The organism is Kitasatospora sp. NPDC054939 (genome assembly GCF_053610105.1).
The window spans coordinates 12,713-31,104 of the sequence record NZ_JBSGXP010000104.1; the positions used below are offsets into that span (position 1 = coordinate 12,713).

Below are 18,392 nucleotides of genomic sequence, written 5' to 3' on the forward strand. Positions count from 1 at the left end.
CGGTACCGTGCGGTACCGGGCCCTTCGGCGTCCCCCGCGGCGCGGCCCGCGGCTCAGCGCCGGGCGGTCGGCGCGGCGGCGTCCCGCAGCCGCAGCGAGGGGAGCTGCACCGCGCGGGGGGCCTGCGCGAGCGCGGGCAGCGCGTCGCTGCCGGCGTTCCACTGCGGCTGCGCCGAGCCGCCCCGGCCCGCCGGGAGCACCTGCACCGCCTCGGCGGACCCGGCCCGGCGCAGCACGATGTTCTTCGGGTCCCCGGCCTCCGGGTCGAGCCACAGCTCGTTTCCGCCGAACTCGCAGTCCAGGACGGCGACGTCGTCCGGCCGGCCGTCAGCGCCGGCCCGGAACGCGAAGCCGGCCCGGCGGTGCCCGGTGATCCGGCAGCGGCTGAAGGTGACGGTCTGCCCGGCGAGTTCGTGCCGGGCGGTGGAGACCCCGAAGTCGGCGCGGCCGGCGCCGTCGATCAGCAGGCCGTCGAAGACCGTGCCCCGGTCCCGGCCGAGCGCGTGCAGGGCCACTCCCCCGCCGGCGTTGCCGTACAGCACGCTCGCGGTGTAGTCGAAGTCGTTGAGGTAGGCGCCGTGCTCGATGCCCCAGCCGCCGTTGTGGAAGGCCGCGAACTCGGTGACCGTGTGGTGGTGGCGGGCGTTCAGCCAGACGAAGATGCCGTTCTGCAGGTTGTTGTGGGCCACGCAGCGGCGGAACTCCCAGACGCCCTCGCTGGTCTCCGGCCAGTGGAAGCCGGAGGCGCCGGTGGCGCCCTGGACGCCGACCGCCACGCAGTCCAGCGCCTTGCCGCCGGTGCCCGCGCCGAGGCTGAAGCCGCTCAGCCGGTAGGCCCGCGGGTTGGGTTCGAGCACGGTGCGGGAGGCCACGCAGGAGTCGTACACGATGTCGTCGGACGGGCGCTGCGGGGTGCGGGTGTCGAGCGGCCCGTCCCACCAGTAGGCGTCCTCCCAGGTGTCGTGGCTGATGCAGCTGCGGAAGGTGATGCCGTGGCTGGCGTGCGGGACGAAGGCGTGGTTGCCGGCGTCCCGGACGACCACCCCCTCGACGACGGTGCCCCGGCTGCCGTCGGCGAGCATGTGGAAGTGCAGGCCGTACCGGCCGAGCACCGGGGCGGTGACCGGGGCGGCGCCGTCGGGGCCCTTCCAGGTCTCCTTCGTGTCGGTGCGCGGGCCGACCCAGCGCAGCGCGGCGTGCCGGACGTCGGCGCGGCGGGAGCTGGTGAGGTGGACGTGGGTGCGGCCCTTCGCGGTGCCCTCGACCCGGACGCTGCGGGTCAGGTTGAGGACCTCGGCGCCGGCGTTCACGCCGCCGCCCGCGGCGACCTTCGGGTGGGCGTACCGCAGCGGTGCGGCGAGGGTGACGGTGGCTCCGCTGACGGACTTCACGGTGACGAGGTCGTAGGCGGTGCTGAAGCCCTCGTCGGCGGGCGGGCCGGTCGGGGTGACGGCGAGTTCGTCGCCGGGCAGCCAACCGGTGGGCGGGGCGGCGAGCCTGAGGGCGGTTTCGCCGGGCCGCAGGCCGTCCGCGGCACGCACCCAGGCGGTCTTGGCGGCGCCGTCGAGGCGGAGGTAGCCGGTGCCGGTGACCCAGAGGCCGGTGTCGGTCCCGGCGACCTCCATACCGTCCCCGCGGAAGCGGCGTTCGTCGACCTCCGGGAAGCGGAGGGTGTGCACGGCGGCGCCGTCGGGGGCGAGGGCCAGGGTGCCGCGGACCTCGACGTTGCCGACCGAGGCGAGGGTGAGGCTGCGGTCGGCTGCGAAGACCAGCGAGCCGGTGGGTTCGACGAGCAGCGAGCCGACGGCGGCGTCGGCGTCGAGCAGCACCCGGTCGGTGATCCGGACGGCGGTCCGCGGGCCCGGGACGCTGCCGCCCCAGCCGGCCGGGTCGGACCAGCGGCGGCCGCCCTGGTCGACGGTGGGCCCGGGGGCGGGCGGCTCCGGGGTGCCCGGTCCGGCCGCGGTGGTCGGGGGTCCGCCGTGGGTGTGTGCGGCGGCCGGTGCGCCGGGCGGGCCGGACGGCGGCGGGGTGCCGGGGGCGCTGCCGGTGCGGAGCGCGGCGACCGGCTGGGCGCCCGGGCCGCTCAGCGAGCGCCGCAGCAGTTCGCCGCCGCTGACGGCGGTGAGCACCGTTCCGGCGGCGAGCCAGCGGAGCATCGTCCGGCGGGGTACCGGAGTTGGCGGACCTTCGCCCGGTGTGTCCGCTCTGCGGTGTTTTGCCCGGCGGTGCGCTCCGCGGCCCCTCGGTGCCGGCGGCGGCGCGGGCCGCGGGTCCGGGTCCCCGGGGCGCCGGTCCTCGTCCATGGCCATCGTTGCGTAGCCCTCCCCCCAGACGGCTGCGTCGGTCCTGACGCTCTGAAGCATAGGCAGATCGGTCCAGCCGTACGGGCGTTGCCGGAAATCGGTCATTTCTGATCATGGTGGACACCGCCGCCGGACCGTGCAGGCACACCGTGACGAGAGTCACACATGTTTGCGGTTTGAGAGCGGGTCTGCTTAACGTGCTCCCCGTTCGTGGCCACACGGACCCAGTTCACCCGCAACGCCGAGTCCTGCCGTCGGGTGCGCTGGCAGCGCAGAAACGCACCACGGCAGGAGCGGGGGACCCACAGGTAAGTCGCCCCGGACCTCCCTCGCGGACGGTCCAGGGCTAGGGGTGAAGCCGCGTCCACAGCGCGGCCGGGCAACTCCAGCCCGAATCCGACAGCTCACCTCGCAGGCGTGGGAGAGGACCGCGTCTTCATGCTGCCCACCAACGGCACCAGCCTGCCCAAGCGCGCCCGCCGCCTGATCGCCGCCGTCGGCGTCGCGGGCGTCGGCCTGTCGATCCCCTGCCTCACCGCCGGCACCGCCTCGGCCGCCACCGTCGCCACCTGGGACAAGGTCGCCCAGTGCGAGAGCGGCGGCAACTGGGCCATCAACACCGGCAACGGCTTCTACGGGGGCCTGCAGTTCACCTCCAGCACCTGGGCCGCCTTCGGCGGCACCGCCTTCGCCCCGCGCGCCGACCTGGCCACCAAGGACCAGCAGATCGCGACCGCCGAGAAGGTGCTCGCCGTCCAGGGCCCCGGCGCCTGGCCCGTCTGCTCGGTCAAGGCCGGCCTGACCAAGGGCGGCACCCCGGCCGCCGTCGACACCTCCACCGCCGCCAAGCCGGCCGCGCAGGCCCCGGCCCCGGCCGCCAAGCCCGCCACCCCCGCGCCCGCCAAGCCGTCCACCGCCGCCAAGCCGTCCACCGCGGCCAAGCCCGCCGCCGAGTCGGCCGCCAAGCCCGCCAAGGGCTCCGGTGACGCCGCCAAGGGCGACTGGCAGCAGTACCGCCAGCAGGACGGCCGGGGCGAGCGCGGCGAGTACACCGTCATCGCCGGCGACTGGCTCTCCGCCATCGCCGACAAGCACGACGTCCAGGGCGGCTGGGAGCGGCTGTACGAGCTCAACCGCGACGTCCTGACCGACGGTCCGAACGTCATCTACCCGGGCCAGCACCTGGCCCTGGGCGAGCGCGACCGGGACGGCGACTCGGAGCGGAAGTTCGACTGGTTCAACCGCTCCGGCGACAAGGCCGGCCAGGGCTCCGCCGGCGCGGCCGCGCAGACCCAGGCCCCGGCCGCCGCCAAGCCGTCCACCGCGGCCAAGCCCGCGGCGCAGACCCAGGCCCCGGCCCAGGCCGCCACCGGCGCCAAGGCCGCAGCCGTCTCCTTCGCCCAGTCCAAGGTCGGCCAGGCGTACGTCTACGGGGGCACTGGCAACGGCGGTTGGGACTGCTCCGGCCTGACCCAGGCCGCGCTGCGCGCCGCCGGCATCTCGGTGCCGCGCGTCGCCGCCGACCAGGCCGCCGCCAGCACCCGCGTCTCGCTGGACAGCCTGCAGCCGGGCGACCTGCTGTTCTGGTCCAACAACGGTGCCAACTCGGGCGTCTACCACGTCGCCCTGTACATCGGCGACGGCAAGTACGTCGAGGCCGCCAACCCGCGGGCGGGCGTCCGCGTGGCGACCGTCGCGGGCTTCGCCCCGGACTTCGCGGGCCGCGTCTGATCCGCGTCCGATCCCGGACCCGGGCCCCCGGGGAGCGTCCTGCCGCGCTCCCCGGGGGCTCCGGCGTGCCCGGACGACCGTGGTCACATCCCTTCCGGGCAGGGCATGCTGCTGCTCTGCACCCGAGAAGGAGTCACCCATGGCACAGGTCACCGTCACGCTCGACGCCAATCTCGCCATCGACGCGATGATGCTCGCCGGCACCAGGAGCCCGCAGGACGCCGTCGAGCTGATCGTCCGCGACTACCTCGCCCGGGGCCGGCGCACCGAGACCCGCACCGGCGACGCCTCCGACGGCCACCGGGCCGCCCAGGACCGTCCGCTCACCCAGGAGGGCTGAGGCCCCGCAACCGCCGGCACGGGCCCGGCGCAGGCCCCCTGCGGGCCCGCCCTCGACGTCCGGTCCCGGACATGCCGCAGGGCCCCCGGGGAAGCATCCCCGGGGGCCCTGCGGCCGTGCGTCACCTGGTCCGGCCGCCGGTGGACCCGCGCATCACCAGCTCCGGCTGGAACATGAACTCCCCGCGCTGGGCGGCGTTCCCGCCGACCTCCTCCAGCAGCGCGTCGACGGCCGCGGTGGCCATCGCCTCGACCGGCTGGCGGACCGTGGTCAGCGGCGGCTCGGTGAAGGCGATCAGCGGCGAGTCGTCGAAGCCGACCACCGAGACGTCCTGCGGCACCGAAAGGCCGCGCCGGCGGACCGCGCGGATCGCGCCGAGCGCCATCATGTCGCTGCCGCAGACGATCGCGGTGCAGCCCTTGTCGAGCAGCGCCCCGGCCGCCGCGTGCCCGCCCTCCACGCTGAACAGCGTGTGGTGGACGAGCTCCTCGGCCTGCTCCGGGGTGGCGCCCAGCAGCTCCTGCATCGCGGCGGTGAAGCCCTCGATCTTGCGCAGCACCGGCACGTACCGCCGCTGGCCGACGGCCAGGCCGATCCGCTCGTGGCCGAGTTCGGCGAGGTGCTGGACGGCCATCCACATCGCGGCCCGGTCGTCCGGCGAGATGAACGGTGCGTCGATCTTCTCGCTGTAGCCGTTGATCAGGACGAACGGCACCTGCCGGCCCGCGAGCCGGGCGTACCGGTCGTGGTCGGCCGTGGTGTCCGCGTGCAGCCCGGAGACGAAGACGATGCCCGCCACGCCCCGGTCGACCAGCATCTCGACGAGTTCGTCCTCGGTGGAGCCGCCGGGCGTCTGGGTGCAGAGCACCGGCGTGAAGCCGTGCCGGCTCAGCACCTGCTCGATCACCTGCGCCAGCGCAGGGAAGATCGGGTTGCTCAGCTCCGGGGTGATCAGTCCGATCAGGCCGGCACTGCGCTGGCGCAGCCGGGTGGGGCGCTCGTAGCCGAGCACGTCGAGCGCCGCCAGGACGGTCTGCCGCGTGGTCGCGGAGACGCCCGCCTTACCGTTGAGTACGCGGGAGACGGTGGCTTCGCTGACCCCCGCCTGCGCCGCGATGTCTGAGAGTCGCGCCGTAGTCACGGTCCCAGAGCCTATTGCAACCACGTCAGACCGCCCACCAGCCGGTGGTGTCCGGAAGCAGCACGACCTCGTCGCCCTCCACCGCCAGCGCGTCGTCGGAGGCGAGCAGCAGGCGGCCGGGGGCGGCGATGCGCACCGGCCGGTCGGTGGTGTTGACCGTGCAGACGAAGCCGTCGCGGCGGAACACCAGGGTGCCCTCGGGGCCGTCCAGCCACTCGACCTCGGTGCCGGCGCCGAGCGCGCGGTGCTCGCGGCGGACGGCGAGGGCGCTGCGGTACAGCTCCAGGGTGGAGGTCGGGTCGCCGGTCTGGGCCTCGACGCTGAGCCCGGCCCACTCGGCGGGCTGGGGCAGCCAGCTGGGGCCGCCGGGGTTCGGGCCGAAGCCGTACGGGGCCTCGGTGCCGGACCACGGGATCGGCACCCGGCAGCCGTCGCGGTAGCCGTCCTGGCCGGCCTGGCGGAAGAAGGACGGGTCCTGGCGGACCTCGTCGGGCAGGTCCGTGACGTCCGGCAGGCCGAGCTCCTCGCCCTGGTAGATGTACGCGGAGCCGGGCAGCGCGAGCATCAGCAGGGTGGCGGCACGGGCGCGGCGCAGGCCGAGCGCGCGGTCGCCGGGGGTGCGGATCTGGGTGCCCAGGCCCGGCGTGTTGGCGAAGCGGGTGGCGTGCCGGGTGACGTCGTGGTTGGAGAGCACCCAGGTGGTGGGGGCGTCGACCGGGCGCATCGAGTCGAGCGAGACGTCGATGACCTCGCGCAGCTCGGCGGCGTCCCAGGAGGTGCCCAGGTACTGGAAGTTGAACGCCTGGTGCAGCTCGCCGGGGCGGACGTAGTTGGCGGTGCGCTGGACGGTCGGGGTCCACGCCTCGGCGACGCCGATGCGCTGGCCCGGGTACTCGTCGAGGATGGTGCGCCAGCTGCGGTAGATCTCGTGGACGCCGTCCTGGTCGAAGAAGGGCATCACGTCGTTGCCGAGCAGCTTGAGCTGGTCGGCGCCGCCGAGGTCGGGCAGGCCGGGGGCCTTGACCAGGCCGTGGGCGACGTCGATGCGGAACCCGTCGACGCCCATGTCCAGCCAGAAGCGCAGGATCGAGCGGAACTCGTCGGCGACGGCCGGGTTCTCCCAGTTGAAGTCGGGCTGCTCGGGGGCGAACAGGTGCAGGTACCAGTCGCCGGGGGTGCCGTCCGGGTTCTCGGTGCGGGTCCAGGCCGGACCGCCGAAGATCGACTCCCAGTCGTTGGGCGGCAGTTCGCCGTTCTCGCCCTTGCCGGGACGGAAGTGGTAGCGGTCGCGCAGGGGGGACGCAGGGCCCTCGCGCAGGGCGCGCTGGAACCACTCGTGCCGGTCGGAGGAGTGGTTGGGGACGAGGTCCACGATGATCCGCAGGCCCAGGTCGTGGGCGTCGCGGATCAGCGCGTCGGCGTCCAGCAGGGTGCCGAACATCGGGTCGACGGCCCGGTAGTCGGCGACGTCGTAGCCGGCGTCGGCCTGCGGGGAGGCGTAGAACGGGGAGAGCCAGACGGCGTCGACGCCGAGGTCGCGCAGGTAGGGCAGGCGGCTGCGGATGCCGGGCAGGTCGCCCATGCCGTCGCCGTTGGAGTCGGCGAAACTGCGCGGGTACACCTGGTAGATGACCGCCTCCCGCCACCAGCCTCTGGACGCGCCGGCGGTCGCCTCGTGAGCGGTGGTGTCGGCGGCGGGCCGGGAGGTGTCGGCCAGGTTCTGGGTCATGGGCGGTTTCCCTTGGTGGTGAGAACAGCTGCAGCGGTCGGGTCGACTGCGTCGGTCAGGACTTGGAGGCGCCGGCCGTGAGGCCGGTGACCAGGTGACGCTGCACCAGGTAGAAGAGGACCGAGGAGGGGATCGCGATGAGCACCGCGGTCGCGGCCATCAGGTTCCACTGGGCGTCGTGCTCGCTGACGAAGGTCTGCAGGCCGACGGCCAGCGTGTAGTTGTCGGAGCTGAGCATGAAGGTGGAGGCGAAGGCGACCTCGGCCCAGGCGGTGAGGAAGGAGTAGAACGCGGCGACCGCCAGGCCCGGGCGGGCGAGCGGCAGCACCAGCCGCCAGAAGGTGCCGAACGGGCTGAGCCCGTCGACCCGGCCGGCCTCGTCGATCTCCACCGGGATGGTGTCGAAGTAGCCCTTCAGCAGCCAGGCGCAGTACGGCACGGTGGTGGTCGAGTAGACCAGGATCAGGCCGAGGTAGGTGTCGAGCAGGTTGAGCCCGCTGAGGATCGTGTACATCGGCACGATCAGCACCGCGATCGGGAACATCTGGGTGACCAGCAGCGACCACATGAGCGGCCGGTGGCCGGGGAAGCGCATCCGGGAGACGGCGTAGCCGGTGCTGGCGGCGATCATCACGCCGAGCACGGTGGTGGCGCCGGAGACCACGAAGGCGTTGCCGAACCAGGTGAAGAAGTCGGTGTCGACGAGGACGGTCCGGTAGTTGGACAGCGTCATCTTGTCGAGGATCTCGCCGGGGTGGAGGTAGTCCGTCTTGTCCGGGCCGAGCGAGATGTAGAGGATCCACAGCACCGGGAAGAGCGCGACGGCGCTGGCGAGGACCAGGGCGCCGTGCGAGAGCGCGGTGGCGAGCGGGCCGGCCTGGCCGCGGCGGCGGACCCGGGCCTTGCGGCCGGCGGGCGCGGCGGGGACGGCCGCGGGGGCGGCGGGGCGGTCGGTGGTGGTGGTCATGGGGGGTTACCTGCCTTCGGGGTCGCTGGGTTGCCGGGAGGTCAGCCGTTGGCCTGCTCGTTGCGGGCGAGCCAGCGCCGGTAGAAGGCGGTGAAGACGATGAGGATGGACAGCAGGATCACGCCGTAGGCGGCGGACTGCGCGTAGTCGCGGGGCTGCTGGCCGAAGCCGAGGCGGTAGGCCCAGGTGACGAGCAGCTGGGCGTCCGGGGCGCCGTTGCCGAACAGCAGGAAGATCACCGCGAACTGGTTGAACGTCCAGATGACGCCGAGCAGGACGACCGTCGAGGAGACCGTGCGCAGCCCGGGCAGGGTGACGTGGCGGAAGCGCTGCCACGCGGTGGCGCCGTCCATCTCGGCGGCCTCGTACAGCTCGGAGGGGATCGACTGCAGGCCGCCGAGCAGCGAGATCATCATGAACGGCACGCCGACCCAGGTGTTGACCAGGACGGCGGCGGCCTTCTGGGCCAGGGGGTCGTGCAGCCAGCCGGGCTCGGGCAGGTGCAGCGCGGCGAGGATGCCGTTGACGGCGCCGCCGTCGGCGAGCATCAGGCGCCAGGAGAAGACGGTGACGAAGGTGGGGACGGCCCAGGGCAGGATGAGCAGCATCCGGTAGACGGCCCGGCCGCGCAGCTTCTGGTTGAGCAGCAGGGCGAGGGCGAGGCCGATGGTGTAGTGCAGGACGACGCAGAGCGCGGTCCAGGTGATGGTCCACACGAAGTGGGACCAGAAGCGGTCGTAGGAGCCGGGGCCCCAGAGGATGTCGGCGTAGTTGTCGAACCCGACGAAGGTGTAGGTGGCCGGGATCTCGTTGACGCCGATGCGGCGGGCCGAGTTGAGGCTGTTGGCGTCGGTGAGGGTCAGGTAGAAGCCCTCGGCCAGCGGGTAGAGCACCAGGACGCCGAGGACGAGCACGACCGGCGCGATCATCGCGTAGGCGTACCAGTTCTTGGCGTACGAGAGCTTGAGGCGCTGTACCAGGCCGGGACGCGGTTCGCGGTCCCGGCTGCCCTTGCCGGGAGCGCCCTGCACGGCGACTGCCATTGTTCGACACCTTCTCGGGGAGGTCCGCAGCCTCGCTGTGGTCGACTGCTGGGGGGTGGTACGGGGGTGGCCGCCCGGCCCCCCGGCAGGGGTGGCTGGCGGCGGGCCGGGCGGCTGGGGGGACTACTTGGCGAAGCCCGGGAGGAGCTTGGCGTAGTCGGTGGCGACGGTGTTCAGGCCGTCCTGGGTGCCGGTGCCCTGGACGATCTTGCCGAGGTTGGTGCCGAGGGAGGCGAACAGCGAGCTGTACTCGGGCAGCTCGGGACGCGGCTTGGCGCTGCTCAGCACGGCCTGGAAGCCGGCGATGCCGGGGTCGGCCTTGACCTCGGGGGTGAAGGCGTCGGCGCGGGTCGGCAGGGTGGAGTTCTTCTTCGCGATGAACGCCTGGCTCTCGCCGGAGGTCATGAAGGCGGCGAACTTCTGGGCGGCGGCCTTGTGGGCCGCGTCCGCGCCGGCGTACACCGAGATGTTGTGGCCGCCGGTGGGGGCGCCGGCCTTGCCGTTGGCGCCGGGGACGGGCGCGATGCCGAGGTTGGTCTTGTCGGCGAAGGCGGTGCCCTTGTAGATGTTGGTGATCTCCCAGGGGCCCTGGATGATCGCCGCGACCTTGCCGCTGTTGAAGGCGTCCATCATGTGGGCGTACGAGTCGGTGGTCACGTCGGCCTTGGCGGTGCCGGGCGAGGTGAACATCGACTTGTAGGTCTCGATGCCCTTGACGGCCTCGGGCGAGGTGACGGTGATCTTCTTGGCGGCGGCGTCGACGGTGTCGGTGCCCTCGCCGAAGAGGAACGGCATCGCGTAGTAGCCGTCGCCGGCCCGCATCCAGAAGCCGTCGACGCCGGCCTTCTCCTTGACCGCGGCGGCGGCGGCCTTCAGCTCGTCCCAGGTCTTGGGGGCGGCGGTGATGCCGGCCTTGGTGAAGAGCTCCTTGTTGTAGAGCAGGCCGAGGGTGTCGGTGACCAGCGGGATGCCGTAGATCTTGCCCTGGTACTTGGCCTGCTGGATCAGGCTGGGCTGGAAGGCGGCGGAGTCGGCGGCCGCCGGGGTGCCGTCGAGCGGCTCCAGGTAGCCGGCCTTGGCGAAGGCCGCGGTCCAGCCGACCTCGGAGCGGAAGACGTCCGGAGCGCCCTTGGCCCCCATGGCGGTCTGGAGCTTGTTCTGCGCCTGGTCGAACGGCACGTTGACGAAGTTGACCTTGATGTTCGGGTTGGCCGCCTCGAACTTCTTGGCCAGTTCCTGGTAGTTCGGCGCCTCGTTGGTCGCGTTGGACGTGTCCCAGTAGGTGAGGGTGACCGGCCCGTCGGCCTTGCCGTCCGAGCTGGAGCCGCTGCTGCCACAGGCAGCCATCGAGACCGCGAGGGCCACAACGAGGGCAGAGGCCGCGATGCCACGCCGCATGAGAACTCCTAGAGGGGGGTGGGGGTGCCCGATGTGGTGGGAGGCAGGCGCATAATGGCTGCCTCGTGCCGACTGCGCCGTTGCGGCCGTCGGGCTCGGGAAGGAACGTAACAGCGGCGCAATCGCCACCGAAAGCCCTTGCAGCAAGTTTCTGCAAGAATCGCCGATCGTTACGCCCACGTGTCCTTCACGTTGCCGCACGGTAGTTGACAGTCGAGCGACTTGACCGGGTTTGTCCGTTTCACCCCGCGCCCAGGCCTACGCAAAGTGGCCGCAAGCCCCCTTGCAAGGGGCTTGCGGCCACCGGTTCGGGCCTCCGGGGCTCAGCTCACGCCGAGCCGCAGCACCGTGGTCGAGCGGAACTCCTCCCCCGGGCGCAACTCGGTGGACGGGAACTCCGGGTGGTGCGGGGAGTCCGGGTAGTGCTGGGTCTCCAGCGCGACGCCGGCGAACGGGCCGTACGGGACGCCGCTCCCGCCGGTCACCGCGCCCCGGAACGTGTTGGCCGTGTAGACCTGGACCCCCGGCTCGGTGGTCAGCACCTCCAGGGTGCGCCCGCTGACCGGCTCCTCCAGCAGGGCGGCCCGGGCGGGCCGGCCGTCGGCCGGGCGGGGGCGCAGCACCCAGTTGTGGTCGTAGCCGCCGGGGCCGGTGAGCTGCGGGTGGTCGTCGTGGATGCCCTTGCCGATCGGGCGGGCGGTGGTGAAGTCGAACGGGGTGCCGGCCACCGGCTCGGTGCGGCCGTACGGGATCTGCCGGGCGTCGGCCGGGGTGTAGCCGTCCGCGTCGAGGGTGAGCAGGTGGCCGAGGACGTCGCCGCTGCCCTCCCCGGCCAGGTTGAAGTAGGCGTGGTTGGTCAGGTTGACCACGGTGGGGCGGGTGGTGGTGGCGCGGTAGGCGATGGCGAGTTCGCCGTCGGCGGTGAGGGTGTAGTCGACCCGGACGTCCAGCGCGCCGGGGAAGCCCTGGTCGCCGTCCGGGCTGTGCAGGTGCAGCCGGACGCCCGCGGGCAGCGGCTCGGCCTCCCAGAGGCGGTGGGCGAAGCCGTCCGGGCCGCCGTGCAGGGTGAGGCCGCCGCCGGTGGGGGCGAGCGGGTGCTCCTCGCCGTCGACGGTGATCCGGCTGTGGTCGATCCGGTTGGCGTAGCGGCCGACGACGGTGCCGTAGTGCCGGGCCGGGCCGAGGATCTGGTCCAGGTCGTCGGTGGAGAGCAGCAGTTGGGCGGTGCGGCCGGACCGGTCGGGCGCGCTGAGGGTGTGCAGGGTGGCGCCGAGGGTGAGGACGCTAGCCTCGTACGGGCCGGCCCGCAGGGTCCAGCGTTCGATCGCGGCGCCGGCGCCGGCCGCCCGGAGGGGTTCGCGCCGTACGCTCGTCGGCTGCGCGCCGCTCGCTCCGTCAGCCTGCGGGCGGTCCGCCTGCGGGGGCGTCGCCATGGCCTGCTCCTCACTGGTGGGCACGGCGAGCCGCGGCCACCTGGTCCGGGATCCGTGGGGGCCTGCCGGTGGCAGCGCCCCGGAGCGCCAGCCTAGCGAGGAGAGGGCCCGCGGCGGCTCGCCCGGCGCCCCGCGCGCCGCCGCTCGGATCCGTACGCCCCCTCCTGGCTCCGCGCGCCGCAGCCCCGCTACGGCGTACCGTCCGGGAGGCCGCGCTCCTCCGCCTGGATCTCCAGGGCGGCGGCGAGGCCGTCCGGTCCGCTGCCGGCCTTGCGGTAGACGGCGGCGAGCCGGCGGTTGACCAGGCTCAGCTGGACGCCCAGCTCCTCGGCGATCCGCTGCGGCGGCACGCCGCGGACGGCGAGCCGGGCGACCTCCCACTCGGGCCGGGAGAGCGCGTCCTTGTTGAAGCTGCGCAGCCGGTTGGGCCGCAGGCCGTAGTTGGCGAGCTCGCGGCGGGCCCGGCCCACCAGGCCGTCGGCGGCGCAGTACTGGGCGAGTTCGATGCCCTGGTAGAGGTATTCCTGGGCCTCGTCGAGCCGGCCGATCCGGCGCAGTGCGGCGCCGAGGTCGACCAGGGCGACGGCGTGCTCGTAGCCGGCCGGCGACTGCCCGAGGTGCAGGACGGACTGCTCCAGCAGGTCGACGGCCTGCTGGCCGTCCTCGATCTGCGCGCGCAGTCGCAGCGCGGATCCGATCGCCGAGGCGGTGCCGAAGCGGCGGGCGGAGGCGACGGACCTGTCGGCCAGGCTGCGGGCGCGCTCGGGGTCGTCGTCGGCGAGGGCGATGGCGAGGTGGCCGGCCCAGGGCGCCCAGACGGTGTTGTGCCAGCCGCGGGCCTCCAGTTGGGCGCCGACCTCGGTGAGCGCGGCGACGGCGCCGGCCGGCTTGTCCATGGCCAGCAGCAGCTTGCCGTACAGCGAGGGGGCGTCGGGCAGCACCATGGCGTGCGGGTGGTACGGCGGGCGGAAGCCGAAGTCGTTGGCGGTCTCCCAGGCCTCGGCGATCCGGCCGCGGGCGATCAGGGTGTCGACCAGCACGCCGACGGCGTCCCAGGCGAGCGGCAGCTTGGGGCCGATCCGCTCGGAGAGCCGCAGGGCGCGGCGCAGGAAGTCCTCGGCCTCGGCGAGCAGGCCGCGCCGGAAGCGGGCCAGGCCCATCAGGAAGTAGGCGAAGCCCCGGTGGGCACCGCTCCACCCGGCGAACTCGAACTGGATGATGGCGTCCGAGAAGAGCCGCTCGGCCTGGGCGATGCGGTCGTTGTAGGTGTAGGTGAGCCCGATGATCGAGGGCAGTTCGAAGCCCCAGGTGGAGTCGGTCCAGCCGAGCCCCTTGGGCAGCCTGGCGTTCTCCAGGGCCTCGTCGGCGTGGGCGAGCGCGTCGGTGGACGGCTCGCCGCGCAGGGTGAGGTCCCAGGCGCGCATGGCGAGGACGGCGCGGTCGGCAGCCTCCCGGCCGGTGAGCCCGGCGCAGAGCTCGCCGAGCCGGGCGGAGCGGGCCGGCCCGTCCTCCTCGGACTTGCGGAAGGCGTGCCACATGAAGGAGGCGGCCTGCAGCCGGAGCTTGCCCGCCGGGTCGTCGACGGTCTGTTCGGCCTCCCGCTGGCAGACCAGGGCGGCCTCGCGCAGTTCGCCGCTGTGGGCGAGCACTTCGGAGAGCCGGAAGGTGGCGTCCACCCGGAGGGCGGGGCGCAGCGGGCCCTCGTCGGGGTCGAGCGCGAGCTTGAGCTGGTTGACGGTGGCGGGCGGGTCGGTGAGCAGGGCGGCGCAGCCGAGTTCGTACAGCACCTCGGCGCGGATGTGGTCCTCCGGCGGCTCGTCGAGGGCGCGGCGCAGGCAGCGCTGGGCGGCCTCGGGGGCGCCGATGAGGAGGTGTTCGCTCGCGGCGCGGCGGAGCTTGCGGACGGTGCGGTCGTCGCCCTCGCCGGGGAAGGTCTCGACGAGGTGGCGGGAGGCGGCGAGCAGGCCGAGTCCGGCGTTCTCGATCTCGGCGGCGGCGACGCCGTGCATGCCGGTGCGGGTGGACTCCGGCATGGTGTTGTAGATGGAGCTGCCGATCAGCGGGTGGACGAACTCCAGGTTCCCGTTGGGGGTCTGGGTGAGGACCCGCTGCTTGCGCAGTTGCTTGACGGACTCGCGGGCGCCCTCGGGGCTCTGGGTGGAGATCCGGGTGGCGAGGTCGAAGCGGATGTCGGTGCCGAGCATGGCGCAGGCCCAGGCGAACCGCAGGGTGGTGGCGCCGAGCCGGTCGAGCCAGCTCTTGAGGGTCATCCCGGTGGCGTCGACGGCGAGTTCGCGCAGCTGGGTGGAGTTCTCCTCGACCGGTTCGAGCTCCTGGTCGCGGACCTGTTCGAGCAGGGCGACGGCCTCGTACGGGTTGCCGCTGACGACGTTCCAGAACTCGTAGCAGAAGGCGCCCTCGGCCTCGTCGCCGAGCTCGGAGCGGAGCATGTCGGTGATGGAGTCGAGGGTGAGGCGCTTGAGCTCGTGCCGCCGGGTGGCGCGCCGGTCGATCTCGCGGCGGCGGAGCAGCGCCTCCTCGGTCCAGTCCTGGTCGTCCTCGCGGAAGGCGAAGACCAGCAGGACGGGCAGTTCGCGGGCGCGCAGCGAGAAGTCGGCGAGGTAGCCGAGGGATTCGAGGTCGGCCCAGTGCAGGTCGTCGACGATGACGACCAGCGGGGCGTATCGCGGGGCCAGTTGGGCGAGGACGAAGTCGAGGCCGTCGCGCACGCCCTGCGGGTCGAGGCGCCGGGCGCCGGCCTTGGGGGCCTGCAGGCCCATGGCGGGGCCGACGACGTCGACCCAGGTGCCGAGCACCTGTTCGCGCGCCTCGGCGGAGAGGCTGCCGAGGACGGGCTGCAGGAGCTGGCGCAGGACGTGGTAGGGCTCGGTGTACTGGCGTTCGCCGCCGCGGGCGAAGAGGACGTTGGTGCCCTCGCGGAGCCGGGCGATCCGGCGTACCTCGTGCAGCAGGCTGGTCTTGCCGATGCCGGGCCGGCCGTAGAAGGTGAGGAGTTCGCCGATCTCGGTGCCGCCGGCGGCGAATTCCCGGCAGAGGCGCTCCACGGACTCTTCGGCGGAGCGGAGTTCGAGGTCGCGGTCGCGCAGGCGGATCCGGGACGGGTCGGCGGCTTCCCGTTCGGGTCCGGAACCGGCGGCCCGGCGTTGCTCGTGTTCCTGCTCGGTCACCGTTGCGCCTCCGCCCTCGACGTTCCCTTCGTGCCGACATTAGCGCCGGAGGGGGCGCGCCGTGGGGCATTCGCGCAGGCTGGGGCGGAGGGGGAGGGTTCGGACCGGTTGCCAAGGGCAATTGCCCTATATCCCTAACGTCGGATCATTGCATCAGATACAGTTCGGCCGCTAGTGGGCGTTGATCTTGTCATGCCACACTGCCCTCGTCGAGCCCTTGCACACCGGTACCGGCACTCCCGGCACCCAGGGCTCCGGAACCGCACACTCCCCCGCAGACCACGCCCCCACCACCGCCTTCGCAGCCCCGGGAGTCCGATGTCTGACGACAGCTCGCTTCAGATCCCGTTCCCGCACCGGCGCAACCTCCACGGCGCGTACGCCGCCGCCCTCCACCGGGACTGGCTCGACCGCCACCCGCTGCTCCCCGACCCCGACCACCCCGCCTACACCCACTGGGAGGTGGTCGAGCTCGCGGCGCTGGGGTACCCGGACGCCGGGCCGGACGAACTCGCCCTGGCCGCCGACCTGATGGGCTTCTACTTCCTGTTCGACGACCAGTTCGACGGACCGCTCGGCCGCCGGCCGACCGAGGTCGCCCCGCTCTGCCAGCGGCTCATCGACGTCCTGCACGGCGACCGGCCCGACACCGCCTCGCCGGTGCAGACCGCCTTCGCCGACCTGTGGGAGCGCAGCACCCGCACCATGCCCGCCCGCTGGCAGGCCCGCGCCGCCTACAACTGGGAGTGGTACCTGGCCAGCCACCCGGCCGAGGCCTCCGGCCGGATCTCCGGCCGGGCGCCGGACCGGGACAGCTACCAGGTGCTGCGCCGCGGCACCGCCGCGATGGAGACCATCTTCGACATGGTCGAGCGACTGGGCCGCTTCGAGGTGCCCGCCACCGTCTTCCACCACCCCGTGCTGCGCCAGCTGCGCCAACTCGCCGCCGACATACCGTCGCTGAGCAACGACGTCCGCTCCCTGCCGCTGGAGGCACCGCGCGGGGACGTCAACAACCTGGTGCTGATCGTGCAGCGCGAGCGCCGCTGCTCGGCGGAGGAGGCGTGCGCGGTCGTCCTGGCCGAGGCGCAGCTGATGGTCCGCCGCTGCGCCGATCTGCACGCCGAACTGCCCGCCGTCTACCGGGAACTGGGCCTGTCCCGGGTGGAGCGCAGCATCGCGCAGCGGTACGCCGACGGGCTGCTCACCTGGCTGGCCGGGTACCTCCGCTGGGAGGGGCGCACGGGGCGCTACCGGGCGGAGTGCGCCACCGGCCCCGCCCCCGGCGCCCAGGACCTGCGGGCCTGACGACTGGCGGCGGACCGGCGGCGGACGGGGCGCGTGGCCTGATCGCACCACCGCGTGTGAAAGGCGGCGCACGGACCGTAGCCGCGGCGGGCGCGCCGGGCTAGGGTGCTCGACGGCGGGCGGCCCCGGCGGGGCGCCCGGCCCGTGCGTGTCCGTTCCTTCCGCCGGGCCGCCCCCGCGCGGCCCGGCGCGCCGCCCGGACGCCCGTTCCGGGCGGCGCCCGACGCCGCAAGGAGACTCCCAGCGCATGACGGTCTACCAGCCCCCCGGTCAGCCCGGAGCCATCGTCGACTACCGCCCCCGCTACGAGCACTGGATCGGCGGGCACTGGACGCCGCCGGTCCGGGGCCAGTACTTCGAGAACCCCACCCCGGTCACCGGCGAGGTCTTCACCGAGGTCGCCCGGGGCACCGCCGAGGACATCGAGGCCGCGCTCGACGCCGCCCACACGGCCGCGCCCGCCTGGGGCCGCACCCCGCCCGCCGAGCGGGCCCAGGTGCTGCTGCGGATCGCCGACCGGATGGAACAGCACCTGGAGGCGCTGGCCGTCGCGGAGAGCTGGGAGAACGGCAAACCGGTGCGCGAGACGCTGGCCGCCGACCTGCCGCTGGCGGTCGACCACCTGCGCTACTTCGCCGGTGCGCTGCGCGCCCAGGAGGGGCACCTCTCGCAGCTGGACGAGGACACCGTGGCGTACCACTTCCACGAGCCGCTGGGCGTGGTCGGCCAGATCATCCCGTGGAACTTCCCGATCCTGATGGCGGTCTGGAAGTTCGCCCCGGCGCTGGCGGCCGGCAACGCGGTGGTGCTCAAGCCGGCCGAGCAGACGCCCGCGTCGGTCCTGCTGCTGGTCGAACTGATCGCCGACCTGCTGCCGCCGGGCGTGCTGAACGTGGTGAACGGCTTCGGCGAGGAGGCCGGCCGGCCGCTGGCGTCCAGCAGCCGGGTCCGCAAGATCGCCTTCACCGGCGAGACCGGCACCGGCCGGCTGATCATGCAGTACGCGAGCCCCAACCTGATCCCGGTCACCCTGGAGCTGGGCGGCAAGAGCCCGAACGTCTTCTTCGCCGACGTCGCCGCCGAGCAGGACGCCTTCTACGACAAGGCGCTGGAGGGCTTCGCGATGTTCGCCCTCAACCAGGGCGAGGTCTGCACCTGCCCGAGCCGGGCGCTGATCCAGTCCACGGTCTACGACCGGCTGCTCGGCGACGGGCTGGAGCGGGTCCGGGCGATGCGCCAGGGCAACCCGCTGGACACCGACACCCAGGTCGGCGCACAGGCGAGCCGGGAGCAGCTGGCCAAGATCCTCTCGTACATCGAGATCGGCCAGGCGGAGGGGGCCAAGGTGCTGGCCGGCGGCGTCCGGGCCGCGCTGCCGGGCTCGCTGGCGGGCGGCTACTACGTGGAGCCGACGGTCTTCGAGGGCGCCAACAGCATGCGGATCTTCCAGGAGGAGATCTTCGGACCGGTGGTCGCGGTCACCCGCTTCGAGGACTTCGACGACGCCGTCGCGCTGGCCAACGACACCTCGTACGGGCTCGGCGCGGGCGTCTGGACCCGCGACACCAACACCGCCTACCGGGCCGGGCGGGCCATCCAGGCGGGCCGGGTCTGGACCAACTGCTTCCACGCCTACCCTGCGCACGCCGCTTTCGGCGGCTACAAGAACTCCGGCATCGGGCGGGAGAACCACAAGGCGCTGCTGGAGCACTACCAGCAGACCAAGAACCTGCTGGTCTCCTACTCCCCCGACCGGCTCGGCTTCTTCTAGGCCACCGACACCGGACCGGACCAGGCCGGGACGGGCG

Annotated in this window: 12 protein-coding genes and 1 riboswitch; of the genes, 4 read left to right on the forward strand and 8 right to left on the reverse strand. The window is 73.3% G+C overall.

Features of this window, described 5'->3' with window-relative positions:
• Window positions 1-53 precede the first annotated feature (53 nt).
• On the reverse strand, window positions 54-2,159 hold the full coding sequence (locus tag ACWGB8_RS26110) for a hypothetical protein (RefSeq protein WP_452216030.1): 2,106 nt from the start codon (window positions 2,157-2,159) through the stop codon (window positions 54-56).
• A gap of 451 nt (window positions 2,160-2,610) precedes the next feature.
• A riboswitch (cyclic di-AMP (ydaO/yuaA leader) is annotated at window positions 2,611-2,737 on the forward strand.
• On the opposite strand from ACWGB8_RS26110, the gene ACWGB8_RS26115 reads away from it, so the two are divergent.
• Window positions 2,724-4,037 (forward strand): transglycosylase family protein, encoded by a 1,314-nt coding sequence (locus ACWGB8_RS26115; protein ID WP_452216031.1) that lies wholly within the window; start codon window positions 2,724-2,726, stop codon window positions 4,035-4,037. (Overlaps the previous riboswitch by 14 nt.)
• Window positions 4,038-4,176: 139 nt before the next feature.
• Window positions 4,177-4,377 (forward strand): hypothetical protein, encoded by a 201-nt coding sequence (locus ACWGB8_RS26120; RefSeq protein ID WP_452216032.1) that lies wholly within the window; start codon window positions 4,177-4,179, stop codon window positions 4,375-4,377.
• Between the two features lie 121 nt (window positions 4,378-4,498).
• On the opposite strand, the gene ACWGB8_RS26125 is transcribed toward ACWGB8_RS26120, so the two are convergent.
• The 7 genes from ACWGB8_RS26125 to ACWGB8_RS26155 all read right to left on the reverse strand — a co-directional run bounded on the left by ACWGB8_RS26125 (window position 4,499) and on the right by ACWGB8_RS26155 (window position 15,276).
• Window positions 4,499-5,518: a LacI family DNA-binding transcriptional regulator gene (locus tag ACWGB8_RS26125; RefSeq protein WP_452216033.1), complete on the reverse strand. Its 1,020-nt coding sequence runs from the start codon at window positions 5,516-5,518 to the stop codon at window positions 4,499-4,501.
• A gap of 25 nt (window positions 5,519-5,543) precedes the next feature.
• Entirely contained in the window at window positions 5,544-7,247 is a 1,704-nt protein-coding gene (locus ACWGB8_RS26130) for a glycoside hydrolase family 13 protein (RefSeq protein ID WP_452216034.1), read from the reverse strand.
• A 55-nt stretch (window positions 7,248-7,302) separates the two neighbouring features.
• Window positions 7,303-8,214, reverse strand: coding sequence for a sugar ABC transporter permease (locus ACWGB8_RS26135; RefSeq protein ID WP_452216035.1), 912 nt, complete (start codon window positions 8,212-8,214; stop codon window positions 7,303-7,305).
• A gap of 41 nt (window positions 8,215-8,255) precedes the next feature.
• Window positions 8,256-9,257, reverse strand: coding sequence for a carbohydrate ABC transporter permease (locus ACWGB8_RS26140; RefSeq protein ID WP_452216036.1), 1,002 nt, complete (start codon window positions 9,255-9,257; stop codon window positions 8,256-8,258).
• Window positions 9,258-9,380: 123 nt separating this feature from the next.
• Window positions 9,381-10,655: an extracellular solute-binding protein gene (locus ACWGB8_RS26145; protein WP_452216037.1), complete on the reverse strand. Its 1,275-nt coding sequence runs from the start codon at window positions 10,653-10,655 to the stop codon at window positions 9,381-9,383.
• A 323-nt stretch (window positions 10,656-10,978) separates the two neighbouring features.
• Window positions 10,979-12,088, reverse strand: coding sequence for an aldose epimerase family protein (locus tag ACWGB8_RS26150; RefSeq protein ID WP_452216038.1), 1,110 nt, complete (start codon window positions 12,086-12,088; stop codon window positions 10,979-10,981).
• A 188-nt stretch (window positions 12,089-12,276) separates the two neighbouring features.
• Window positions 12,277-15,276 carry an ATP-binding protein gene (locus ACWGB8_RS26155; RefSeq protein WP_452216039.1) on the reverse strand — a complete coding sequence of 1,000 codons (3,000 nt, stop codon included), beginning with the start codon at window positions 15,274-15,276 and terminating at the stop codon, window positions 12,277-12,279.
• A gap of 318 nt (window positions 15,277-15,594) precedes the next feature.
• On the opposite strand from ACWGB8_RS26155, the gene ACWGB8_RS26160 reads away from it, so the two are divergent.
• Together ACWGB8_RS26160 and exaC are read left to right on the forward strand one after the other, a co-directional pair.
• Entirely contained in the window at window positions 15,595-16,584 is a 990-nt protein-coding gene (locus ACWGB8_RS26160) for a terpene synthase family protein (RefSeq protein WP_452216040.1), read from the forward strand.
• A 247-nt stretch (window positions 16,585-16,831) separates the two neighbouring features.
• Window positions 16,832-18,355: an acetaldehyde dehydrogenase ExaC gene (gene exaC / locus ACWGB8_RS26165; protein WP_452216041.1), complete on the forward strand. Its 1,524-nt coding sequence runs from the start codon at window positions 16,832-16,834 to the stop codon at window positions 18,353-18,355.
• The last annotated feature ends 37 nt before the right edge of the window (window positions 18,356-18,392 follow it).